The 22,656-nt window shown below is 61.7% G+C and carries 22 protein-coding genes; 12 read left to right on the top strand and 10 right to left on the bottom strand.

All coding sequences use genetic code 11. The annotated features are described in order from the left end of the window. Positions 1–719 precede the first annotated feature (719 nt). Complete coding sequence (locus HB676_RS34240; protein WP_346347331.1) at positions 720–938, top strand: SEC-C metal-binding domain-containing protein; 219 nt, start codon at positions 720–722, stop codon at positions 936–938. A gap of 131 nt (positions 939–1,069) precedes the next feature. On the opposite strand, the gene uvrB is transcribed toward HB676_RS34240, so the two are convergent. Beyond that, positions 1,070–4,342, bottom strand: coding sequence for an excinuclease ABC subunit UvrB (uvrB, locus tag HB676_RS13045; RefSeq protein WP_213738197.1), 3,273 nt, complete (start codon positions 4,340–4,342; stop codon positions 1,070–1,072). A 332-nt stretch (positions 4,343–4,674) separates the two neighbouring features. On the opposite strand from uvrB, the gene pgm reads away from it, so the two are divergent. Further along, a complete protein-coding gene (pgm, locus tag HB676_RS13040) occupies positions 4,675–6,324 on the top strand; it encodes a phosphoglucomutase (alpha-D-glucose-1,6-bisphosphate-dependent) (protein ID WP_213738196.1) in 1,650 nt (549 codons plus the stop codon). Between the two features lie 133 nt (positions 6,325–6,457). On the opposite strand, the gene HB676_RS13035 is transcribed toward pgm, so the two are convergent. The 3 genes from HB676_RS13035 to HB676_RS13025 all read right to left on the bottom strand — a co-directional run bounded on the left by HB676_RS13035 (position 6,458) and on the right by HB676_RS13025 (position 7,899). After that, a complete protein-coding gene (locus HB676_RS13035) occupies positions 6,458–6,667 on the bottom strand; it encodes a hypothetical protein (protein ID WP_213738195.1) in 210 nt (69 codons plus the stop codon). Then, positions 6,660–6,899: a hypothetical protein gene (locus HB676_RS13030; protein WP_213738194.1), complete on the bottom strand. Its 240-nt coding sequence runs from the start codon at positions 6,897–6,899 to the stop codon at positions 6,660–6,662. The genes HB676_RS13035 and HB676_RS13030 overlap by 8 nt, the downstream gene beginning before the upstream one ends. 91 nt (positions 6,900–6,990) lie before the next feature. Further along, on the bottom strand, positions 6,991–7,899 hold the full coding sequence (locus HB676_RS13025; protein WP_213738193.1) for a LysR substrate-binding domain-containing protein: 909 nt from the start codon (positions 7,897–7,899) through the stop codon (positions 6,991–6,993). A 105-nt stretch (positions 7,900–8,004) separates the two neighbouring features. On the opposite strand from HB676_RS13025, the gene HB676_RS13020 reads away from it, so the two are divergent. The 4 genes from HB676_RS13020 to HB676_RS34235 all read left to right on the top strand — a co-directional run bounded on the left by HB676_RS13020 (position 8,005) and on the right by HB676_RS34235 (position 10,628). Further along, positions 8,005–8,241, top strand: coding sequence for a hypothetical protein (locus tag HB676_RS13020; protein ID WP_213738192.1), 237 nt, complete (start codon positions 8,005–8,007; stop codon positions 8,239–8,241). Positions 8,242–8,380: 139 nt separating this feature from the next. Then, entirely contained in the window at positions 8,381–9,088 is a 708-nt protein-coding gene (locus tag HB676_RS13015; RefSeq protein ID WP_213738191.1) for a glutathione binding-like protein, read from the top strand. A 135-nt stretch (positions 9,089–9,223) separates the two neighbouring features. Next, complete coding sequence (locus HB676_RS13010; RefSeq protein WP_213738190.1) at positions 9,224–9,919, top strand: glutathione S-transferase family protein; 696 nt, start codon at positions 9,224–9,226, stop codon at positions 9,917–9,919. Positions 9,920–10,154: 235 nt separating this feature from the next. Continuing rightward, on the top strand, positions 10,155–10,628 hold the full coding sequence (locus HB676_RS34235) for an EF-hand domain-containing protein (protein WP_213738189.1): 474 nt from the start codon (positions 10,155–10,157) through the stop codon (positions 10,626–10,628). 147 nt (positions 10,629–10,775) lie between these two features. On the opposite strand, the gene HB676_RS13000 is transcribed toward HB676_RS34235, so the two are convergent. After that, positions 10,776–10,991, bottom strand: a complete 216-nt coding sequence (locus HB676_RS13000; protein ID WP_346347329.1) for a hypothetical protein — start codon at positions 10,989–10,991, stop codon at positions 10,776–10,778. Between the two features lie 284 nt (positions 10,992–11,275). After that, positions 11,276–12,091 carry a PAS-domain containing protein gene (locus HB676_RS12995; protein WP_213738188.1) on the bottom strand — a complete coding sequence of 272 codons (816 nt, stop codon included), beginning with the start codon at positions 12,089–12,091 and terminating at the stop codon, positions 11,276–11,278. 218 nt (positions 12,092–12,309) lie between these two features. On the opposite strand from HB676_RS12995, the gene HB676_RS12990 reads away from it, so the two are divergent. Then, positions 12,310–12,663 carry a DMT family protein gene (locus HB676_RS12990; RefSeq protein WP_213738187.1) on the top strand — a complete coding sequence of 118 codons (354 nt, stop codon included), beginning with the start codon at positions 12,310–12,312 and terminating at the stop codon, positions 12,661–12,663. A 142-nt stretch (positions 12,664–12,805) separates the two neighbouring features. On the opposite strand, the gene HB676_RS12985 is transcribed toward HB676_RS12990, so the two are convergent. From HB676_RS12985 to HB676_RS12970, 4 genes are all read right to left on the bottom strand, one after another. Further along, positions 12,806–12,955 (bottom strand): hypothetical protein, encoded by a 150-nt coding sequence (locus HB676_RS12985; RefSeq protein ID WP_213738186.1) that lies wholly within the window; start codon positions 12,953–12,955, stop codon positions 12,806–12,808. Between the two features lie 60 nt (positions 12,956–13,015). After that, a complete protein-coding gene (locus tag HB676_RS12980) occupies positions 13,016–13,192 on the bottom strand; it encodes a hypothetical protein (RefSeq protein WP_213738185.1) in 177 nt (58 codons plus the stop codon). 177 nt (positions 13,193–13,369) lie between these two features. Continuing rightward, entirely contained in the window at positions 13,370–14,023 is a 654-nt protein-coding gene (locus tag HB676_RS12975) for a glutathione S-transferase family protein (RefSeq protein ID WP_213738184.1), read from the bottom strand. A gap of 190 nt (positions 14,024–14,213) precedes the next feature. Beyond that, complete coding sequence (locus HB676_RS12970; protein ID WP_213738183.1) at positions 14,214–15,488, bottom strand: glycosyltransferase family 87 protein; 1,275 nt, start codon at positions 15,486–15,488, stop codon at positions 14,214–14,216. 193 nt (positions 15,489–15,681) lie between these two features. Between HB676_RS12970 and HB676_RS12965 the strand changes: the two genes are divergently transcribed. From HB676_RS12965 to HB676_RS12945, 5 genes are all read left to right on the top strand, one after another. Next, complete coding sequence (locus HB676_RS12965) at positions 15,682–16,884, top strand: pyridoxal phosphate-dependent aminotransferase (RefSeq protein ID WP_213738182.1); 1,203 nt, start codon at positions 15,682–15,684, stop codon at positions 16,882–16,884. A 140-nt stretch (positions 16,885–17,024) separates the two neighbouring features. Further along, positions 17,025–17,546, top strand: a complete 522-nt coding sequence (locus HB676_RS12960; protein WP_213738181.1) for a DUF992 domain-containing protein — start codon at positions 17,025–17,027, stop codon at positions 17,544–17,546. Between the two features lie 216 nt (positions 17,547–17,762). Continuing rightward, positions 17,763–18,248 (top strand): DUF992 domain-containing protein, encoded by a 486-nt coding sequence (locus tag HB676_RS12955; RefSeq protein ID WP_213738180.1) that lies wholly within the window; start codon positions 17,763–17,765, stop codon positions 18,246–18,248. Between the two features lie 187 nt (positions 18,249–18,435). Next, positions 18,436–20,499: an elongation factor G gene (locus HB676_RS12950; protein WP_213738179.1), complete on the top strand. Its 2,064-nt coding sequence runs from the start codon at positions 18,436–18,438 to the stop codon at positions 20,497–20,499. Positions 20,500–20,642: 143 nt separating this feature from the next. After that, entirely contained in the window at positions 20,643–22,655 is a 2,013-nt protein-coding gene (locus HB676_RS12945; RefSeq protein WP_213738178.1) for a WG repeat-containing protein, read from the top strand. The last annotated feature ends 1 nt before the right edge of the window (position 22,656 follow it).

Genomic DNA, 22,656 nt, shown 5'->3' with positions numbered 1-22,656 from the left:
TTAAGTTCGTCATTGCGAGCGCAGCGAAGCAATCCACCCTTACTTTCTTTTTGTCGCGCCATGGGATTGCTTCGCTGCGCTCGCAATGACGCGGAGACACATCTCCGCATTCCCGCGGCGCATCGCGCCCGGATTATGCCTGGAAACTTCCGCCCCAGAGAGGGCGCGGGGAATGCCGGGCGCCTGGTGCGCCCGCTGCCGCATGTGCGAAAGTCGTGAGTAAAAAGCACACGCGTTAGTCAGGTCACACCGGAAACACCCGGCATTCCCCACGCAATGGTTTACGGCTTACTTCGCGCTCTCCCCGGCGATCGGGCTCTTTTGCCACCGTCGCCTCGCGGACACTTCCGCAAAACTTGACGCCAGCGTCGAGGCGTCAGGACCACACGACTTCGCCGTCCGCCTCAGCGCCATTCGTCAAAGGCGCATCCGCGTCCACCGCATCCCGCCCCGCGTCCGTGACGATCGCGATACGCCCCTCGAGTGGGACGAGACAGCGCGGATTCTGAATTGATTTGGGTGGAAACGCGAAGGAGTTTATTTCCGCGCGTCCAACTGGACAGGTGGAATCACGTTGATGCCAAAAAAGAATTTTCCATTTTTTGTCATTCCTCGGCGCGTAATGTCGAAAGCAATTGCTATCCAAATGAGTTTGCGGTTCGCCACATAAGTGATAGCAACGCGGCGCGGCAAAAGGCCGTGTCTCTATTGACGGAGGTGTGTCATGCGCAAATATCGCAATCTCGAAAACCTCCCCAGCTTTCAGCATTACGCGTAAGCGGCGGAAGTCATACCCTTCAGAAACCCATGTCAAACGCGGGCGGCGTTTCGTCCATGGCGACGTTGAGTTGCTCGAAAAACTCGGTCGCAACGACCTGTGCCCATGTGGCTCGGGCTACAGGTTTCAAAGCCTGTTGCCTGAAATCGGGCGTCTATGACGGGTCGAACCGCAACGACTACTTTCAGGGAGTAGCAATCGGTCAGCAATGACTGAGCGTAAGCACCTCTTTCCGCGCATGCGGAGAGAGGTGTTTTGCATTGGATATTTTGGGCTGCCGCGTTGCGGCCGCTACCGCTTCTTCCATCCGCCCCGATGTCCCGGCGCGCCGCCGGAGGAGCGCGGGCTCGGGCCGAATTCGGGGCCGGACTGGCGCGAGTCGGTGGGCTGGAAGATTTTGCTGCCGGGGCTGGTGGGCTCGGGCGCGGGTTTGCGCGTGGGGGCGCGGCCGGGGCGGAAGGGCAGGGATTCCGGGCCGTGCATTTCGTCGAGATGGGGTTTGTGGACTTTGGATGGGCCGGGACTCGTTGCGCCCCCATCCCGACCCTCCCCCGCAAGGGGGGAGGGAGAAGAGGCACTGGCGCGCGCTGACGCTCCGCCACGCGAAGCACCGCCGCGTTTCTTCATCGCGCTGGCCGGCAAATTCGCGGCTTCGCCATATTTCTTCGCGCCGGCATAGGCACCGGCTTTGCCTTGCACGGTGCGCTGCTTGGCGGTGGGGTCGTCGACCACGGCCAATTCGGTGGCGCGCAGGCGTTTGACTTCGTCGCGCAGGCGGGCGGCTTCCTCGAAGTTCAGATCGGCGGCGGCTTCGCGCATCCTGGTTTCGAGATCGGCCAGCACGGTTTCGAAATTATGTCCGATGCTGATGACATCGTCGGCCATGCCGCCGTCGCCGATTTCCACCAGCACATGGTCGCGCTCATAGACGCTGTTCATGATGTCGCCGATGGATTTCTTGATGCTCTCCGGCGTGATGTTGTTGGCGGTGTTGTATTCGACCTGCTTCTCGCGGCGGCGGTCGGTCTCGGCGATCGCGCGCTCCATCGAGCCAGTGATCGCATCGGCATACAGAATCACCCGGCCGTCGACATTGCGCGCGGCGCGGCCGATGGTCTGGATCAGCGAGGTTTCGCTACGCAGAAAGCCTTCCTTGTCGGCATCGAGGATCGCGACCAGCGCGCATTCGGGAATGTCGAGGCCTTCGCGCAACAGGTTGATGCCGACCAGCGCGTCGAACGCGCCAAGCCGCAAATCCCGGATGATCTCGATGCGCTCGATGGTGTCGATATCGCTGTGCATGTAGCGCACGCGAATGCCCTGTTCGTGCAGATATTCGGTGAGGTCTTCCGCCATGCGCTTGGTCAGCACTGTGATCAGGCTGCGATAGCCGGCCTGCGCGGTGGCGCGGACCTCGCCGACGAGATCGTCGACCTGCGTGCGCGCCGGGCGGATATCGACCGGCGGGTCGATCAGGCCGGTGGGGCGGATCACCTGTTCGACAAACACGCCGCCGCTCTCGTTCAGCTCCCATGCGCTTGGCGTGGCGGAGACTGCGACCGATTGCGGGCGCATCATGTCCCATTCCTCGAAGCGCAGCGGTCGGTTGTCCATGCAGGAGGGCAGGCGAAAGCCGTATTCGGCCAGCGTCGCCTTGCGGCGGAAGTCGCCTTTGAACATGCCGCCGATTTGGGGGACCGTGACGTGACTCTCGTCGGCGAACACCAGCGCGTTGTCGGGGACGTACTCGAACAGCGTCGGCGGCGGTTCGCCGGGCCGGCGTCCGGTCAGGTAGCGCGAATAGTTTTCGATGCCGGCGCAGGACCCCGTGGCTTCCATCATTTCGAGATCGAAGGTGGTGCGCTGCTCCAGCCGCTGCGCTTCCAGCAGGCGGCCCTGATCGTTGAGCTCATCCAGCCGCAGCTTCAATTCCGATTTGATCGACTTGATCGCCTGCACCAGCGTCGGCCGCGGCGTCACATAATGCGAGTTGGCGTAGATCTTGATGAATTCGAGCTCGTCCTGCTTGTGGCCGGTGAGCGGATCGAACTCCTCGATATTCTCGACGGTGTCGCCGAACAGGTTCACGCGCCAGGCGCGGTCTTCATAGTGGGCCGGGAAGATGTCGATGACGTCACCGCGCACGCGAAACGTGCCGCGGGTGAAATCGGCCTGGGTGCGCTTGTATTGCAACGCCACGAGATCGGCGATCAATTGCCGCTGGTCGATGCGCTCGTTCTTCTTCAGCGCGAAGGTCATCGCGGTGTAGGTTTCGACCGAGCCGATACCGTAGATGCACGACACCGAGGCGACGATGATGACGTCGTCGCGTTCGAGCAGCGCCCGCGTCGCCGAATGGCGCATGCGGTCGATCTGCTCGTTGATGGAAGAGTCTTTTTCGATGTAGGTGTCGGTCCGCGGCACATAGGCCTCGGGCTGGTAGTAGTCGTAATAGCTGACGAAATATTCGACGGCATTGTCGGGGAAGAAGCTCTTGAACTCGCCATAGAGCTGCGCCGCCAGCGTCTTGTTCGGCGCCAGGATGATGGCGGGGCGTTGCGTCGCTTCGATCACCTTGGCCATGGTGTAGGTCTTGCCGGAGCCGGTGACGCCGAGCAGCACCTGGGTGCGGTCGTTGCGCTTGATGCCCTCGACCAGTTCCTTGATCGCGACGGGCTGGTCGCCCTTCGGCTCATATTCGGACTTGATGACGAATTCCACGCCGCCTTCGGATTTCTCCGGGCGCGGCGGGCGGTGTGGTGTCCAGATCTTCACCTGGCCGTCGTCGCCCTTGAATTCGGGACGTCCCTCGCGGATCAGGCTTTCCAACGCATCGGCGGTCGCGGCGACACCGAGCGCCTCCATCTTGTTGCGCGGCGGCCGCGCCAGCGCGGCGGCGTCTTCCTCTTCGGTGGTGAAGCCGAATTGCTTTGCCAGTTCGGGATCGAGCGTGGGGATGGTCGCGGCGGTGTTGTAATTCGCCGGCGCAAATTCCCGCTGCGGGGATTCGCCGAAGCCGGTTTTTTGCTCTCCGCTCCCTCCGCGGCTTTCTGCTCCGCCCGCGCCGCGGCTTTCTTCCCCCCTCCCTCCGCGAAGCGGCGGGGAGGGGTCGGGGGTGGGGGGTCTATCAATTCGCTCCGCTGTCGACGGCGAGTTTGCTGACGCACCCCCCACCCCCGACCCCTCCCCGCCACGCGCTTCGCGCGCGGGAGGAGGGGAGGAAGAAGATTTTGCCTTTGACCGTGCACCCGCCGGCTGCGGATTTTGCCGCAGTGGCATCGGATAGGGGTCCGCGGCGCTTTGCGGGAAATTTTTCGGGGTCGACGCCCTTGCGCGGTGCGCGGCGGCTTCGCCATTGGCCCGGCGGTCCCAGGAATTATCCGGCGGCGGCTGCAATCCGGTCGATGAGCCCAGCCCGCTTTCGCCGCGATTGATCGCGGGATTGAGCAGTTCCGCCAGCGCCGGCCCGATCGGCTGCACATCCGGCCGCGATGCCTTCGAATTCGGCGTCTTCGGCTTTGGGGATTTTGCGGGTTTTTTCGGAGTGTCGGGGTTCTTCGCCATATCGGGAATATGGGATGAGTCAGGGGGATAGAAAAGGGTAAAGAACTTTGAAGGTGCCGCGCTCGGAACCCGCTGTGAGGAGCTGCGTTGCTTGTCAGCAGAGGTCAGTAAGGGACGTTGTTTCGAAGGACGATGAGTTCGTCATTCCGGGGCGATGCGAAGCATCGAACCCGGAATCTCGAGATTCCCCGATGCACAATTGTGCATCTGTGGTCTGGTGCTAACGCACCATCCCGGAATGACGGCAAGAGGCTTGAGCCTCCCTTGTTCTGCCTTACAAAACCTATCTACAATGCCGCGCCGGATCGTTTCTGACGCATGAAGGAATCCCCGTGTCCGCCAAAATCAATCCGAGCGCCGGCAAGCCCGCCGATCCCGCCATGCTGGCGAATATTCCGCGATTGGTGACGGCTTATTTTGCCGGCCAGCCGGATCCGGCGATACCGGCGCAGCGGGTCGCGTTCGGCACCTCGGGGCATCGCGGCTCCGCGCTCAATAATGCGTTCAACGAGGCACATATCGTCGCGATCAGCCAGGCGCTGTGCGATCACCGGCACAAGGTCGGTCTTTCCGGACCGCTGTTCATCGGAATCGACACCCATGCACTGGCGGAGCCGGCGGTCGCGAGCGCGCTTGAGGTATTTGCCGCCAACGGCGTCGAGGTGATGATCGACCAGCACGACGGCTACACGCCGACGCCGGTGATTTCGCATGCGATCCTGACCTACAATAAAGGCCGCGAGCACGGCCATGCCGATGGCGTCGTGATCACGCCGTCGCACAATCCGCCCGAGGATGGCGGCTTCAAATATAATCCGCCCAATGGCGGCCCGGCGGATACCGACATCACGTCGGGGATCGAGCGCGCCGCCAATGGCTACCTCGAAGACGGGCTGCGCGGTGTCAAACGCATGCCCTATGACCGCGCGCGCAAAGCGTCCTGCGTGCATCGCTACGATTTCATCGGGCCTTATGTCGCCGATCTGGCTGATGTGGTCGACATGGAGGCGATCAAGAGCGCGGGCGTCAAAATCGGCATTGATCCCCTAGGGGGAGCTGCGGTTCGCTACTGGCAGCCGATCATCGAGCGCTATGGCCTCGACGCGACCATCATCAGCGACGCGGTCGATCCGACATTCCGTTTCATGACTGTCGATTGGGACGGCAAGATCCGGATGGATTGCTCATCGCCCTATGCGATGGCGCGGCTGATCGGAATGCGCGACCGGTTCGACGTCGCCTTTGCCAACGACACCGATGCCGACCGGCACGGGATCGTGACGCGCTCCAAAGGCCTGATGAATCCCAATCATTATCTGGCCGCGGCGATCGCCTATCTGTTCGCGCACCGTCCGCAATGGAGCAAGAGCAGCGCGGTCGGCAAGACCATCGTTTCCAGCGCGATCATCGATCGCGTCGCGAAGAAACTCGGCCGCGATCTGGTCGAGACGCCCGTGGGATTCAAATGGTTCGTCGACGGCCTGATCGGCGGCGGGTTCGGATTCGCAGGCGAGGAGAGCGCCGGCGCTTCGTTCCTGCGCAAGGACGGCACGGTGTGGACCACCGACAAGGACGGTCTGATTCTCGGCCTGCTGGCGGCTGAGATGACTGCGCGCACGAAGCTCGATCCGAGCCAGCTCTTCACTGAGCTGACCGACGAGTTGGGCGTGCCCTATTATGAGCGGATCGATGCGCCGGCGTCGTCCGCGCAGAAGAATTTGCTGAAGGCGCTCACCGGCGAGAAGCTCGGGATGAAAGAGTTGGCGGGTGAGCCGGTGCGTGCGGCGGTGACATCAGCGCCCGGCAACGGTCAGGCGTTCGGCGGCATCAAGGTCTCGACCGACAGCGGCTGGTTCGCCGCGCGGCCGTCCGGCACCGAAGATGTCTACAAGATCTATGCCGAGAGTTTCCGCAGCGAAGCGCATTTACGGCAAATCCAGCAGGACGCGCAGGCAGCGATTTCGAAGGCGTTTGAAGGGTGATGTTGAGCTGGGCCGTCTTGTGGCGCTCATGGTTCGAGACGCCGCTTCGCGGCTCCTCACCATGAGGGAGTGAGTCCTCATCCTGAGGAGCATCGCGAAAGCGATGCGTCTCGAAGGATGAATTGGAGATCAACTAAGCCGCGGGCGATGGAGACGGCGAGGAAGAATTCGGCGCCGCACCCTTGACGATATCGAGGTGAATGCCGCCGCATTTGGTGCATCGCATGGTCCAGTATTCCGATCCGGCCCGCCCCGAAATGATGCTCAGGACTTTCAGGCCGGCATCGCATTCCGGGCAGTTGGATCGCACAGCGGCGGACGGCTTGGCGTCGGATTCACGCATGTGCAGTCTCCCGCATCAGATCGACATTGGCGCAGCGCTGGTTGAGATAGTCGATGCGGGTCTTGGCATCCTCGATCGCCGCGTGGGGATCGGACCAGGCGAAACCGACTTCGAGTTCGGGAAACGATACGCCATCGATGATGACCGGTTTCAGATCCGCGCGCCGGATTTTGGCGTGCCAAAGGCTTCTTCCGGCCTCGAACGTCATAATGAGAAAGCCATCATAGATCATGTCGCAGGTTCCACTGATTCCGGGAACCAGAGAAAACCACACGGCTGCAAAAACGACTGTGAGCTGGTTCACATCTCCGGGGGTATTTTCATTACCGGCTAACTTTACCGGCCGATTTGCCGGGCGCGACCGGGCTCGCGGCGGCGCGGACGACCCAGCGCCGGAACGCGGCGAAGTCGCGCTGTTCGGTGCGAAAATCGCGATAGACCAGATACCAGCGCATGCCCTTCGGCACCGTCAGCGCAAACGGCGCGATCAGCCGGCCGGCGGCGAGATCGTCGTCGATATAGGGCCGGATGCCCATCGCGACGCCGAGACCGTCGGCGGCGGCCTGCTGGGTCTGGCCGTAATATTGAAATTCCGGTCCGCGCGCCGTCACCCTTCCGGCTCCGGCGGCTTTCAGCCATAATGGCCAGTCTTCAGCGGCATGCGCGACGCGCAGCAGGCTCGGCCCCCTGAGATCGCCGGGACGTTTCAATTGCGCGGCCAGCCGTGGCGCGCATACCGGCAACAGATCGGCGGCGAACAAGGGTTCGGCGACCAGATCGGGCCAGGCGCCGTCGCCGAGCTTGATGCCGCAGCTCCAGTCGTCGCCGAACGGCGCCGCCGCACCTCCGGTGGTGATGCGCACCTCGATATCGGGCTGCTCGCGCTGAAAATCCGCCAGCCGCGGGATCAGCCATCGCATCGCGAACGTTGGCCCGACGCCGATGGTCAGCACCCGGACGCTTGAGGGCGCCGTGACCTGCGCGGTCAGACTGGCCAGCGCGTCGAAGATCGGCGTCAACCCGCTCTGATAGGCGCGGCCGGCCGATGTCATCGCCAGCCGGTTCGACTTGCGCTCGAACAGCGCGACGCCGAGGCGCTGTTCCAGCAGATGCACCATCCGGCTGACGGCGGCGGCCGACACGTTGAGCTCCGCGCCGGCGCCGGCAAAGCTTCCGCTTCGCGCCGTGGCCTCGAACGCCCGGATGCCGTTGAGAAACAGGAGCCGCCGCATATACCCTCAGGAAAACTGATGCCAGGCAAAGATAACTCAGTTTGCGAAACTGGTCCAAGCCGGGCCATGACAGCCTTGGCAAGCCAACGCATGAGGGCGCAACCGATGGCCGAGGTCGCAGATCCGCTGGTGCTCGATTTCATCGAATGGATCGCGCGCGAGCCGCGGCTCTATTCCGAGGTGGTCGCGACCTGGCGCACCTCCTGCCCGCGGCTGACGATCTGGGAAGACGCGGCCGATGGCGGTTATGTCGCGCGCGAAACCATCGCGGGTTTCGGGATGGTCGTGATCGTCACGGAACAGGGCGAAAAATGGCTGCGTGCCCATGGCCGCATGAACTGAGCCCGCCGTTCCGGCATGGCTGCCATCACCTTCCCGTTATTAGGGCCGATGCGATTGACTCGTTGAGGCGGCGTGACAAAGTTCATGCATCCGCATCCATTTCGCGATGCATGGATTCTCTCGTCTAGGGAACGCGCCGATGATCGATCTGTATTACTGGACCACGCCGAACGGCCACAAGATCACGATCTTTCTGGAAGAGACCGGGCTGAAGTACAAGATTTTCCCGATCAATATCGGCAAGGGCGATCAGTTCAAGCCGGAGTTCCTTAGCATCGCGCCGAACAACCGCATTCCCGCGCTGCTCGATCACGAGCCCAAAGGCGGCGGCAAGCCGATCTCGATTTTCGAGTCCGGCGCGATGCTGCAATATCTCGCCGAGAAGACCGGCCAATTTCTGCCGTCCGATCTGCACGGCCGCTACGACGCGCTGCAATGGACGTTCTGGCAGATGGGCGGGCTCGGGCCGATGGCCGGCCAGACCCATCACTTCCGCAACTACGCCCAGGACAAGATTCCATACGCGATCGATCGCTATGTGAACGAGACCAACCGGCTTTACGGCGTGCTCAACAAGCGGCTCTCCGACCGCGAATTCATCGCCGGCGATTATTCGATCGCCGATATGGCGAGCTATCCGTGGGTCGTGCCCTACGCCAACCAGGGCCAGAACATCGACGACTTCCCGCATCTCAAGCGCTGGCTCGAGACCATCCGGGAGCGGCCGGCCACGGTGCGCGCCTACGCGCTCGCCAAGGAGGTCAACCCGAATTTCGGCCAGCCCTCGATCCGCACCGAGGAGGAGCGCAAGCTGCTGTTCGGCCAGACCGCGGCGGTGGTGAAGTAGAGCGAGGATAATACAGGTCGTCATACGCGGGCTTGACCCGCGTATCCATCTTCTTGAAGAAGGGTGGGTTGCCGGATCAAGTCCGGCAATGACGATACGAAGTTGAGGCGAGCAGTACTGCCGAAGGCCACATCGATGTCCCTGAAACTCTTCGAACTGGTCGGCGCCGACGCAACGCGTCCGTTCAGCCCGTATTGCTGGCGAACCCGGATGGCGCTGGCGCATAAGGGACTTGGCGCCGAAACCATTCCCTGGTGCTTCACTGAAAAGCAGGCGATCGCTCCGCACAATTCCGAGAAGGTCCCGGTGCTGATCGACGGCGAAACTTCAGTGTCCGATTCCTGGGCGATCGCCAATTATCTCGAGGATCGCTATCCGGACCGGCCGTCGCTGTTCGGCGGCGAGGGCGGTCGCGCGATGGGCCGCATGATCAATTGGTGGGGCGATCTCGTCACGGTAGGCACTCTGGCGGCGTTGATCGTGGCGGATATTCCCGCGCTGCTGAAACCGATGGATGCGACCTATTTCCGTCAAAGCCGCGAGGCGCGATTCGGCAAAACCCTGGAAGAACTTGCCGCCGCGCGCGACACTTCGGTCGAAGGTTTTCGCCGCGCGCTCGATCCGCTGCGGCTGACGCTGCGAAGCCAGCCTTTTCTCGGTGGCGCCAAGCCGAACTATGCGGACTACATCGTGTTCGGCGGATTCCAGTGGGCGCGCGTTGTCAGCCCGTTCAAACTGCTGGCCGAGAACGACGCTGTCTATGCGTGGCGCGAAAAATTGCTCGACGCCTTCGACGGCATGGCGGGGAAATCGCCGGGATTTGATGTGTAGCGCTCGCGCCGCATGTGATCCGGGTCGGCAATCATCAGCAACATAAATAAATAATATATTTTTGCGCGCTTCGTTGTGATGAAGCACGCGAACGCCGCGATGCGGAAAAGGTTTCAACGCGTCAGCGCAATGTATAATCTCGCACGCATGGAGGAATGTGTCGGGTTTGTTTCTCGATACCTTGCGCCTCCGCAATCATCAGCGCCCATGCTGACCGCGAAGACAGGAGAGAGAAGTGTCGCTCGGAAAATCCATGTTCAGGATCGGCATCACGATCGGGCTGTTGCTGACAGGACCTCTCGCCTTTGCCCAGTCCCCCGCTCCGCGGCCGGACGCCATGCTCAACAACGGGCCGCCGATCTGGGACGCCAATCACGACGGCGTCTACACCTGCGAGGAATGGAAAGTCTTTATGGACCGGCTGTTCAAATCGGCCGATCGCAATCATGACGGCAATCTCAACCGGGCCGAGTTCGACGCGGTCAAGAAAGCCGATCCGACTCTGGCGGACGCCGACTTCGGCTATTTCGATGAAAACCAGGACGGCAAGATCTCGCGCGGCGAGTTCGTCGAAAAGCCGAGCGTATTCATTCTGCGGTTCGACAAGAACGGCGATTGCAAGGTGACCCCGGAAGAAATAAGGGCCGCCGCGACACCCGCGACCGATCCGCGGGCACCGACCGAGCGGCCGCGGGACAGGTTTCATTGATGGGGTGGACGTAGGCTGGGCTCCAGTTTTCGTCGCTCCGGCCCCTCCGCGTCATTGCGAGCGAAGCGAAGCAATCCATCGCCCGGCGGGGCAAGTTGGAAGATGGATTGCTTCGTCGCTTCGCTTCTCGCAATGACGGCGGTAGAATCAAACTTGTCCCGCCATCTTTCGCAGGCAGTCGCGGCACAGGCAATCGCCGCCGTCGGCCGGCATCGGCAGGATGAAGGTTTCTTCGGCACACCAGCAGGATACCCCGACGTTGCAGGTGAACGCCGTTCCGCATCCGGAACAGGCGAGGCGGCGCGGGCCGGCGCTTTCCGGCGTGGTGCTTTCCAATCGCGCGTTTTCTAACCGGTTTGTCACGGCGCCAACCGAATCCCGGATCTGTTTTTCATGTCGGAAGTCCCCGGTTCGGTCGCATTCTCTCGCGCTCGCCTGCGAGACGCAAGTTGCGGTACAATCGAATCTGAAGTGGGTCAAAAAAATGCGGCCCCGGTCAGACGCGGCGACTGACGGGGACCGCTGGGGGCGTGTGATCTTGCGACGGGGGGCTGATCAGACGCGATCGAAAGCTAGGCCCGTATTGTTACGTACCAATGACAGGGGGACTTATCCACAGGTGGTTCTGGTGCGTGGCGTGCACGCGCTTATTCCGCGGCGCGCAAATGCCGGGTGAGGCCGCGATCGCCGCCGCCACGCAGCGATTGATAATAGCTGGTATCGGCGGGGTCGTCGGTGTGGCGCACGAGATCGGTCACCGGCGTGTAGCTCAGCATGCGTCCGCCGTCGGGCAGCGCGGTGCAGGCAAAGCGCAGCACCTTGCCATTGGTGAGATTGATATCGATCGGCGTGGAATCGCCGACGCGCATCATCTCGGTTCGCTCCGCAATGAAGGCGCTCAGTTCCTCTTCCGGCATTTCATACGCGCCGTTGTCGCGGCCGTGATACATCAGCGCGATAAACGGCGGCTTGCTGTCGGCCTTGGCGTCGGAGAGCGAAAAATAATCGCGAAAGGCGCGATTGATGAATTCGGCGCGGGTGTCGGTGTTGAGCAGAACGATCCCGATGTCGACCTGATCTAGCGCCGCCGACAGGCGTTCGGCGATGGCGTATTGTCTGCGCTCCAGCGCAAACGCGTCCATCAATCTTTTACGCAGCAGGCCGGTGATCGCGGCGGTGCCGATCGCGGTCACCGCGAGCATCGCCAGTCGAACGAGATCGGATGTGTCGTAGCCGGGCGTGGCGCGGTGATTGAGAAAAAACAGCGCCGAGCAAGCCACCGCGATGGCGGCACTGGCCATGCCCGAGGCCAGGCCGCTGAGCGAGGCCGCGAACGCGACAATGCAAATGAACAACGGCGCAGGGTTGGGAACGGCAGCGAGACGATGATCGGCAAGAATGGCGATCAATGCCGTCATTGCGGTGAGAGCCGGACCGGAGATCGCGCGCCAGTTGAACTGCATGCCTGTTCCCGCTTTTCCACGAGAATAAGTCCTCCGGCGTGACAGTTGGTTGCATAGGCGGTGGGCTTTCCTCCAATGTCCCTAAAGAACGGTTGACTGATTTGGTGCGGCTTTCCGATCTTTTGGATCGAATGATAGTGGTTTCGGATGGAACCCGGTTCCAGGCCCAACTGTTAGCGCTGGAATTTTACGCTCGCTGAAATTTCGAAGGGATATCCATGCCAGCCATTTCGCCGTCGGTCCTGCCGGTCCTGATGCTGTTCGCCTCCAACGTCTTCATGACCTTCGCCTGGTACGGCCATCTGAAGTTCAAGGAGAGCTGGCTGCCGCTGGCAGTGCTGGTGAGCTGGGGTATCGCGTTCTTCGAATATTGGCTGGCGGTGCCCGCCAATCGCTGGGGCAGCGCGGTGTACAGCGCGGCCCAGCTCAAGACCATGCAGGAGGTGATCACGCTGATCGTGTTCGCCGGCTTTTCGGTGCTGTACCTGAAGGAGCCGCTGGGATGGAATCACGCGCTGGGATTTGGATTGATCGCTGCCGGGGCGTTTTTCATTTTCCACAAATGGTCGTGAGGCCTCCTCGTCATTGCGAGCCAACGGGTCGCGCGAAGGCGCGCCCGATGACAGGCTCCGCGAAGCAATCCATCGCACAGCGTGATGAAAGAATGGATTGCTTCGTCGCTAACGCTCCTCGCAATGACGGCCGAGGGATGCATTACCTCTCCGGCGATGTCAGCGTCGTTCCCGCCGGCGTGTGGGCGAGCGCGTTCTCGCCGCGCGTTCCCGTCGCGATCAGGAACGACGCCGCCAGCAGGATCGCCACGGTCAGGGCCGCGGTGACAATGACAACAGGTGACTTCATCATGATCCGATCGGGAATCTGATCGTCGCGGCGTGCCGCGCAAAATGGCGATGGGCCCGGGATTTACGCCGGTATAGGCATCGCCATGCTGACCTTGATCGACAGCACGGTGAGGGCCACGATCAGGCACAGGGATAGCGAGCCGATCGCGAGCGAAGCAGCGACGGCATCGATCAGTCGGGACGAGGCAACTGGCGCGGTGCGGCCGTTAAAGCCCACTGCGCCCGGCGACCGTGTCATGGCCGGAAATCCTTCAATGCGCGGGCGAATCACCCACAGCGCACCGAGATATCGCCGGGATCGCCGGCAATATTGCGGCGGTCAGACGCTCGAAAATGGCCAAATGACGGCGGTTTATAAGGTTATGCCCGCTATTTCGGCAGTTCAGTGCGGTTTCGCGAGAATCGGAACTGGCAGCTAAACCTCGGCGGCGATGCCGGCCGATTCGTCGACCGCGGTGCCAGGGCGCCAGTCCATCGCGACGAAGCCGGGGGTCTGTTCGACCCGCCGCAGCCAGGCGCGGATCGCCGGGAAGGTCGCGAGATCATAGTCGCAGCGGTCGGCGACATGGGTGTAGCCGTAGAGCGCGATGTCGGCGACCGTAAGCTGGCCCGCGGCGAAATATTCGTGGGTCTTGAGGTGATTTTCCATCACCTGCAACGCGGCATAGCCGCGCTCCATCCAGTCTTCCAGCGCGTGGGTTTGCAGGTCGCGTCCACCCCTGACCAGCGACAGCCAGAAATAGGCGGCGCCGATATTCGGTTCCAGCGCATGCTGTTCGAAGAACATCCATTGCAGTGCTTCGGCACGTTCGATCCGCGTGTCGGGTGCAAGCGGGGTGCCGCCGGCGACATACCAGAGAATGGCGTTGGATTCGGCGAGGTAGCGTCCCTCGGCAACTTCGAGCAGCGGGACCTGGCCGCTGGGATTCATCGCGAGAAAATCCGGCGTGCGGCTTTCGCCATGCAGAATGTCGATCTCGATTGCGTGGTAGGGCGCGTTCAGAAACGCCAGCGCAAGGCGGACCTTGTAGCTGTTGCCGGAGCGCTGCATTGAATAGAGCTTGTACATTCCAGATTTCATTTCGAGAGATGAGATGCGACGTATGCGCGCACACGAGGCGCCTTGTCACGCTGCAACGCGGCTAAACAATGATGCCGATGCAGCGCGGTCGCAAGGTCTCGAACATGGAAAAGGTCGAAAACCTTTGCCGCACTGCAAACGCGCAGAAAATCATGCCAACACGGCCCGACAAATCAGATCACGCTTGCGCGATTCCGTGGCGATCGCCCACCACGTTGACGTGTTCGCGATCGGACATCGCGCGCCGCAAGGTGACAACATACAGCGCCAGCAACACCAACAAGCCGAGGGGAATGCCGGTGATGCCGGCAATGCCGCGCGACAGCAACGGCACGATCCAGGCCGCGGCCAACACGCTGATTTCGAAGTCGCGAAAACCGTGGCCGATGCCGTGGCGGACAAAAAATGCAATCGCGACCGCGAGCACCACGAGGTCGTAGTCGAGAACGTGCGGCGAAGCCAATAGCGTCGCGACGGCGAGGAGTGCCGATTTGAGGTCGCGGTTGCAAGCCGACGACCATATCCACGCGGTGCCGCACACCACCGCGATTGATACGATGCCCTGGATCGCATAGGCGAACGGGATGCCGCCGCCCCACATCCGCACCGCCGCAAACACGCTCTGGAGTTTTTCGAATCCGACGTCACCCTGCTCTAGCAGCAGTTTGCGCGACGTCTCGGTAGACGCGGCGAACGCAAGCCACAGATCAAAGCCGAAGATCAGGCTTGTGACGGCTACCAGCGCTACCACGGTGATCCCTGCGGCAAAGATGGCGCGCCATTGGCCGGCGGCGAGCAAGGCTATCGGGATGACCAGCGCAAATTGCGGCTTGTAGGCGAGAAGACCGAACAGCACGCCGGCGAGGATTTGACGGGAGGGCAGCGCCAGCAATGCCGCGCCAAATAGTCCGGCGGTGAGAAAGCCGTTCTGACCATGGCCGAGGTTGATCAAGACCGCGGGAAAGCCGGCGGCGACCAAAAGCCATGTCGAGCCGATCGCTGCTCGGCGTTTGCCGATACCGCCGACGATGAGGCCGATCACGGCGAGGTAGAACGCAAAGCTGCCAAATTGCCAGACCGCCAGCGCCACCGGATACGGCATCGAGGCGAGCGGCACCGCCAGCAACAGGAAGATCGGCGGATACAGCCAGCCATAATAGGGTGTGGCCTGACCGAATATCTGCTGCTCGCGGGCATAATGGGCGGCCATGTTGTAGACATCGCCGGCCCGGCCATCGAGAACGAGCGAACCGGCGGCGTAGAAGCTCGAGAAATCGGTCCCGATCGGCTTGCCGTTACGATCGATCAGGCCGTCCGACAGCAGGGTCCAGCCCACCAGCGCGATCACGCTGATGCCGAGCAGGATCAGGCTGTAGCCGCGGATCCGCGCAGCGGTTAGCCATGCGCCGGACCGCAAGGCGTTCCACCACGGACTTTGCCGGAAATAAGCCATTTCGCCGCAGAATTTTATGAATATTGCGCCGACCCTAAATCGCGGCCTTTAACGTTCTCTAAAGTTTGCGTTATGGGATCAAGCTTCTTGCGATGGGGGGCCACGGGCTTTAGGGTGCGCCGATCCCAAAAAGAGAGTCGTGGATCGGTGTGGATGCACCAGCCGTGTTCACGACGTTTGCAAGGAGATGATGATGCCGTTCCTGTCCGCTGCGCTCGACCGTGTGAAGCCGTCCGCGACCATCGCGGTAACGGATAAAGCACGTGAGCTCAAAGCGGCGGGGCGCAACGTCATCGGCCTTGGCGCCGGCGAGCCGGATTTCGACACGCCCGCCAACATCAAGCTCGCGGCGATTCATGCGATCGAGGCCGGCAAAACCAAATATACGGCGGTCGACGGCATTCCCGAACTGAAGGCGGCGATCATCGCCAAGTTTGCGCGCGAGAACGGCCTGACCTACAAGCCGAACCAGATCATCGTCGGAACCGGCGGCAAGCAGGTGCTCTACAACGCCCTGATGGCCACCATCAATCCGGGCGACGAGGTGATCATTCCGGCACCCTATTGGGTCAGCTATCCGGAAATGGTCGCGCTTGCGGGCGGCGAACCGGTGCCTGTCGTGTGCACCGCGGAGCACGGTTTCAAGCTGCAGCCCGAGGCGCTGGAAAAAGCGATCACGCCGAAGACCAAGTGGATCATCCTGTGCTCGCCGTCGAACCCGACCGGCGCCGCCTACACGCGCGCCGAATTGAAGGCGATCACCGACGTGCTGGTGAAGTATCCCAATCTCTGGGTCATGACCGACGATATGTACGAGCATCTGGTCTATGACGATTTCGTCTTCACCACGCCGGCGCAGATCGAACCCAAACTGTATGACCGCACGCTGACCGTGAACGGCGTGTCGAAGGCCTATTGCATGACCGGCTGGCGCATCGGTTATGCCGGCGGTCCTGCGGCCTTGATCAAGGCGATGGCGACGATCCAGTCGCAGTCGACCTCGAATCCGTCGTCGATCGCGCAATGGGCGGCGGTTGAAGCCCTCAACGGTCCGCAGGATTTCATTCCGGTCAACAACGCTGTCTTCAAGGAGCGCCGCGATCTCGTGGTGTCGATGCTCAATCAGGCCAAGGGCATCGATTGTCCGCGGCCGCAGGGCGCGTTTTATGTCTACCCGTCCTGCGCCGGCACCATCGGCAAGACGTCGCCGTCAGGCAAGGTGATCGCCAATGACGAAGACTTCGTCACGGAGCTGCTGGAAACCGAAGGCGTCGCAGTGGTGCAGGGTTCGGCGTTCGGACTTGGTCCGGCATTTCGCATCTCCTATGCGACCAAGACCTCCGATCTCGAGGATGCCTGCAAACGCATTCAGCGGTTCTGCGGCAATTTGAGATAGTCAAATCACATCCCGCTTTGAGTTCTTGATGTTTTGACGGCGATAGTTTGGAAGCGCCTTGTTTTGGACACGGCGCTTCCTTCCTGTCCCGCCCGCAAACTCAGTTCCACTTTCAGTTCCTCTTGCGGAGATCGAAACTCATGAAATTTACGACCCTTGGCGTCGCTGTCCTTGGCATCGCCGTCGCCTCGCTGGTTGCGTCGGTTGCGACCGCCAATGCGCTCCCGCCGGTACGCGCCGGTATCCTGCAATGCGAGGGCGGTCAGAATATCGGCTTCGTCGTCGGCTCGGTGACCAGTCTCGAATGCGTCTTCCAGAGCGAGGGCCGCCGTCCCGAGCCCTACATCGCCACGGTGCACCGCTACGGCGTCGATCTCGGCTTTACCGACCAGACCAAATTTTCCTGGGCGGTGAGCGCGCCGAGCGGCCAGATTCAACGTGGCGAACTCGCGGGCAATTACGGCGGCGTCGGCGCCAACGCGTCGGTTGGCGTTGGTTTCGGCGGCAACTTCCTTGTCGGCGGTGCGCAGAATTCCTACGGGCTGCAGCCGCTCAGCGTGCAGGGCCAGACCGGTTTGAACGTCGCGGCCGGTATCGCGGATATCGAATTGGTGCCGGTCCGGATCGGGCACCGGCATTATCGGCATCACCGTCACGGTTGAAACCGAAAACGGCTGAAACCAATAACTTTAATGAAAGAGGCCCGCGCCAGCGGGCCTTTTTTATAGGGTTGTTCATGTTGGATGGTTTCTGACAGGTTTGCTGTGCGGCAAATCTGGCGTGCCCATAGATGTTGTGTCATAGACAGGCCCGGCGTCCGGGGCAGGGCGCTCTATAATTCTCTGCTCGCATCACACTCTTCAGCCGGAGATTTTTTCATGCGCCGCTCATTCCTCCTCGCCGGGGCCGTTCTCACCACGTTCGTTGCATCGCTCAGTGGCGCCAATGCACAACAGCCGATGCAGCGCGTCCAGGTCGGCATTCTCGAATGCCGCGGCGGTGCGAGCATCGGCTTTATCGTCGGTTCCGTCACCAATCTTGGCTGCGTGCTGCGTGTTGCGGGCGTGCCGGACGATCGCTACGTCGCGACCATCCGCAAGGTCGGCGTCGATCTTGGCATCACCGAAGAATCCGCTCTGGCCTGGGGCGTCTATGCGCCGGTCGCCCGGCTCGGGCCTGGCGATCTCTCCGGCAATTATGCCGGCGCGCAGGGCAGCGCCGCGGTTGGCGTCGGGGTCGGCGGCAACGTGCTGGTCGGCGGTTCGAACAATTCGATCGCGTTGCAGCCGCTCAGCGTGCAGGGCCAGGTCGGTCTCAGTGTCGCAGCCGGGCTCGAAAGCCTGGAACTTCGTCCGGGACGTTAAGGGTCGAGCACGTCGCTCTCGCCGTCATTGCGTTGGCTCGCAATGACGGTGCCTTGTTCCGCCTTCTATCGCTCGCATTGACCACCTTGCACTGCAGCGACACTTTCCGATTGCCAAATTCTCGTTGCGGGGGGAGCATCCCTCCGCCGACCCAATCAAGGGCCGAGCTCCAACTGAGGAGGCGGCAATGGGACATGACGTCAGAAGTCCCCCAGGTCCTAAAGAATCGGGCTCACGGTGCATTGCACTGGTGGGCCCTTTCCAAAGCGGCAAGACCACACTTCTCGAAGCAATATTGGCGCGCACTGGCGCCATCCCGCGCGCCGGCAGCGTCGATGCCGGAACCTCGGTCGGCGATGCCAGCCCCGAGGCCCGCCGCCACAAAATGGGCGTCGGACTGACCGCCGCCACGGCGAACTTCATGGGCGACAGCTACACCTTCATCGATTGTCCGGGCTCGGTGGAATTCGCGCACGACATGCGCGCCGCGCTGCCCGCGGTCGATGCCGCGGTGGTGGTGTGCGAAGCCGACGAACGCAAGCTGCCGCAGCTTCAGATCATCCTGCGCGAGCTCGAGGATCTCGGGATTCCGCGCTTTCTGTTTCTCAACAAGATCGACCGCGCCAACAAGCGCATCCGCGAGACGCTCGCGACCTTGCAGCCGGCGTCGCGGATTCCGCTGGTGCTGCGCCAGATTCCGATCTGGAACGGCGATCTGATCGCGGGCTTCGTCGATCTGGCGCTGGAGCGCGCCTTTGTCTATCGCGAACACAAGGCCTCCGAAGTGGTGGCATTGGCCGGCGGCGATCTCGACCGCGAGAAGGAAGCCCGTTTCTCGATGCTGGAAAAACTCGCCGATCACGATGACGCGCTGATGGAGCAATTGCTCGAGGACGTTCCGCCGCCACGCGATGCGGTGTTCGACGATCTCGCCCGCGAATTGCGCGAAGGGCTGATCTGTCCGGTGCTGTTGGGTTCGGCGATGCGCGAGAACGGCGTGTTGCGGCTGATGAAGGCGCTGCGGCATGAAGCGCCCGGCGTTGCCGAGACCGCAAAGCGTCTTGGCGCGTCTTCGCACAAGGATGCGCTGGGTTACGTGTTCAAGACCGTGCATCTGCAGCACGGCGGCAAGCTGTCGCTGACGCGGTTGCTCGCCGGTCATCTCGACGACGGTGCGACATTGCAATCATCCTCCGGCGAAAGCGGCCGGGTGTCGGGGATAACGGCGATTAATTGCGCGCATGATACCAAGCGCGCCGCGGCCGAGGCCGGCGACACCGTCGCACTCGGCAAGCTCGATACCGTCAAGACCGGCGACACGCTGTCGGGCGGCAAGACTGCGCCATCGGCGCTGGTGCGCGTCGAACCGTTGCCGCCGGTGCTGGCGCTGGCGCTTTCGGCAAGCGATCGCAAGGACGACGTCAAACTCGGCCAGGCCTTGCTGCGCCTGAATGAGGAAGATCCTTCGCTGACCATGATCCACAATCCGCAAACCCACGACATCGTGTTGTGGGGGCAGGGTGAGATGCACCTGCGGGTCGCGCTGGAGCGGCTGCGCGAGCGCTTCGGCGTCAACGTCCAGTCGCATCCGCCGACGATCGGCTATCAGGAGACCATCCGCAAACCGATCACCCAGCGCGGTCGCCACAAGAAACAATCCGGCGGCCACGGTCAGTTCGGCGATGTGGTGCTGGAGATCAAGCCGATGACGCGCGGCGGCGGCTTTGAGTTTCACGAAAAGGTCGTCGGTGGTGCGGTGCCGCGCAATTATATCGGCGCGGTGGAGGAGGGCGTGGTGGATGGATTGCTGCGCGGGCCGCTCGGCTTTCCCGTCATCGATGTGCAGGTGACGCTGACCGACGGCTCCTATCACAGCGTGGATTCCTCCGACCTCGCGTTCCGGACTGCGGCGCGGATCGGCGTCTCCGAAGCGCTGCCGCAATGCCAGCCGGTGCTGCTGGAGCCGATCCATGTGGTGGAGATCGTCTGTCCCACCGAGGCCACCGCGAAGATCAACGCGATCCTGTCGGGACGGCGCGGGCAGATTCTCGGCTTCGACACCCGCGAGGGCTGGCCGGGATGGGACCGCGTCCGCGCCATGATGCCGGAAGCCGAGATCGGTGAACTGATCGTTGAATTGCGATCGGCAACGGCGGGCGCCGGCAGCTTCACCCGGCAGTTCGACCGCATGGCCGAAGTCTCAGGCCGCGCCGCCGACCAGATCATCGCCGCGCATCGTGTTGCGGCGTGAGGTGAAGCTTGTGTGTTCAGATCGGTGCGAGCCGATCTGGACATGCTGTGATTGTGTTCGGGTTTAACTCAACTCCGACATGCTCCCGCCATGGATCGTTCCTACCCAGTCGATGACACGTCGAACGGGTAGGACAAAGCACGATGGCTGCGCGGCTCTGGTTGAATGTCTTTGTATGGTTTGTCGCGTCGATGTCACACGGCGCGCTTGCGCAGGACAAGCCGCCTGAGCTGACGCCAGCGGGTAAGGCCATCCTTGAGGGCCAGATCGCAGCCGACCGTGCGCCGAATAATTTTCCCGGGTTGATCAAACCCGTGTTTCCGTTGGCGATGTGCGCATTTCCGGGTGGTCTGTGTGGTGCGGTTAATCGCGACAGCTCGGTTGCGGTGTTTCCGCGCTATGATTGGGTCGGCACATTCTCGGACAACCGGGCCGCGGTCCGCCTCAATGGTCTTTATGGTTTCGTCGACGATACGGGACGCGAAATCGTCAAGCCGCAATATCGCATCGTGGACGACTACAAGCTTGGCTTCGCGCAGGTCGATGTCGATGGAAAATCCGGCTTGATCGATCGCGATGGCAAGATGGTTATTGAGCCGAAATACGGGTTCATCGAGGCCATAAGTCCCGATCGTTTTCGCGTGTCGGAAACCCGGCAACTGGGTGGAACGACGGGTGGTGAGGATTTTTCCGGTAATCGGTCTGGAACCACCGCGTCGGGCGGCTTCTACGTTTCTATACCTCTCTTTTCCGAATATGTCCCAAGGGGCATCATTGATATCTCTGGAAGATGGATCGAGCCGTTTGGTACGTCGCCGCCTCGCATGTTCGACAAAGATGATCCATCGATCCGTTGGGTGCAAAAGGACAAGCTATGGGGGCTGGCGCGCATCGACGGGAGTTGGCTCATCGAGCCGAAGTTCGCAGACGTGAGTCCTCTGAGTGACGGCTTGGCGCTTGTAAAGCTTGACGGCAAATTTGGTTTTATCGACAGGAACGGGAAGCTCGTTATTGGTGCGGTTTTCGACAAGGCATGGATATTCAGTCCAGGTATTGGCCGCACTTCGGCCGAGCGAGACGGTGTCTTCGGTGTGATCGACAAAACCGGCTCTTGGATTTTCCAAACAAATTACCAGCAGATAAATTTAGCGGTTTCGTTCCGCGAGAAGGACTACCCGGTGTTCGGCTGGGCTTTCAACAAGGCGGACCGATGGGGACTGATGGACCTCGATGGCCGCGTGGTGCTCGACGCCGACTTCGATCAATCCATCCGGCGTTGCGCCGACGGTCGGTTGGAAGCGGTCAAGAACAAGGAATGGTTGTTATTCAAAGAGGACGGAAGCCCGCTATTGCCGCGGGAGGGGCGGCTGATCGATGCGACATGCGGCAGCGCCCCGCCATATACCGTGAAAATCGGTGACAAGCTCGGCTTGGTCGATGCGAGATTCGATCCTCTGACGCCTGTGCATTTTGATGCGATTACCTGGGCCGGGCCGAACGCAAAGAACGTTAAAATCGATGGCAAATGGGGGCGTATCGGGCTTGACGGCCGCAGGCTAATCGAACCCAAATTCGATTTCCTCTCAAACCATTTTGATATCTTCGTTGCTTCGCTCGACGGTAAACGCGGCTTCATGCGGTCGGACGGCTCATGGCTGATTGAGCCGAAATTCGATGCCGCCGCGCGCCGCCGAACCGACGATACCGCATTCGTTACGCTCGCGGGCGCAACCGGTGTACTGCGGCTGTCGGATCAGTCCTGGGTCGTTGCGCCGCGTTCCGGTGTTATGTGCGACATCAACCAGGCGATTATGTCGCAAGCGGATGGCAAACGCGTGATCATGTCGAGGACCGGGGAGACATGGATCGACGTCGGCGCCGAGCGGGTTGGTATCGCCCTTGATTTTGGTCTCCTGACTTTTCTAAAGAATGGCAAATGGGGTCTGGTCGACACCGCCGGGCAGGTGATGGTCGAGCCGCAGTTCGACGAACCGGTCTATTTCGTTCCAAAGCTCCGCGGCGTGGCCTGGGCCAAACGCGACGGTAACTGGTGTGCGATTGACCGACACGGCCATCCCGTGGCCGGTATCCCCTGCACGGGTGCCGATCCCGTGGCATCCATGGGCGGCCGGTTCGAGTGCAAGGTCGAGCCTTGAG

Source organism: Bradyrhizobium sp. dw_411 (genome assembly GCF_018449695.1).
Lineage (GTDB): Bacteria > Pseudomonadota > Alphaproteobacteria > Rhizobiales > Xanthobacteraceae > Bradyrhizobium.
This window is presented reverse-complemented; position numbering and strand designations above follow the sequence as displayed.

Coding starts and splice junctions, on each gene's coding strand:
- HB676_RS12970 (WP_213738183.1), bottom strand. CDS start 15,488: ATGGCTTATTTCCGGCAAAGTCCGTGGTGGAACGCCTTGCGGTCCGGC.
- HB676_RS13025 (WP_213738193.1), bottom strand. CDS start 7,899: ATGCGGCGGCTCCTGTTTCTCAACGGCATCCGGGCGTTCGAGGCCACG.
- HB676_RS12955 (WP_213738180.1), top strand. CDS start 17,763: ATGCGCCGCTCATTCCTCCTCGCCGGGGCCGTTCTCACCACGTTCGTT.
- HB676_RS12990 (WP_213738187.1), top strand. CDS start 12,310: ATGCCAGCCATTTCGCCGTCGGTCCTGCCGGTCCTGATGCTGTTCGCC.
- HB676_RS12950 (WP_213738179.1), top strand. CDS start 18,436: ATGGGACATGACGTCAGAAGTCCCCCAGGTCCTAAAGAATCGGGCTCA.
- HB676_RS13035 (WP_213738195.1), bottom strand. CDS start 6,667: ATGCGTGAATCCGACGCCAAGCCGTCCGCCGCTGTGCGATCCAACTGC.
- HB676_RS12975 (WP_213738184.1), bottom strand. CDS start 14,023: ATGTACAAGCTCTATTCAATGCAGCGCTCCGGCAACAGCTACAAGGTC.
- HB676_RS12985 (WP_213738186.1), bottom strand. CDS start 12,955: ATGATGAAGTCACCTGTTGTCATTGTCACCGCGGCCCTGACCGTGGCG.
- HB676_RS12945 (WP_213738178.1), top strand. CDS start 20,643: ATGGCTGCGCGGCTCTGGTTGAATGTCTTTGTATGGTTTGTCGCGTCG.
- uvrB (WP_213738197.1), bottom strand. CDS start 4,342: ATGGCGAAGAACCCCGACACTCCGAAAAAACCCGCAAAATCCCCAAAG.
- HB676_RS13030 (WP_213738194.1), bottom strand. CDS start 6,899: ATGATCTATGATGGCTTTCTCATTATGACGTTCGAGGCCGGAAGAAGC.
- HB676_RS12995 (WP_213738188.1), bottom strand. CDS start 12,091: ATGCAGTTCAACTGGCGCGCGATCTCCGGTCCGGCTCTCACCGCAATG.
- HB676_RS12980 (WP_213738185.1), bottom strand. CDS start 13,192: ATGACACGGTCGCCGGGCGCAGTGGGCTTTAACGGCCGCACCGCGCCA.
- HB676_RS12960 (WP_213738181.1), top strand. CDS start 17,025: ATGAAATTTACGACCCTTGGCGTCGCTGTCCTTGGCATCGCCGTCGCC.
- HB676_RS13015 (WP_213738191.1), top strand. CDS start 8,381: ATGATCGATCTGTATTACTGGACCACGCCGAACGGCCACAAGATCACG.
- HB676_RS13010 (WP_213738190.1), top strand. CDS start 9,224: ATGTCCCTGAAACTCTTCGAACTGGTCGGCGCCGACGCAACGCGTCCG.
- HB676_RS13020 (WP_213738192.1), top strand. CDS start 8,005: ATGGCCGAGGTCGCAGATCCGCTGGTGCTCGATTTCATCGAATGGATC.
- HB676_RS12965 (WP_213738182.1), top strand. CDS start 15,682: ATGCCGTTCCTGTCCGCTGCGCTCGACCGTGTGAAGCCGTCCGCGACC.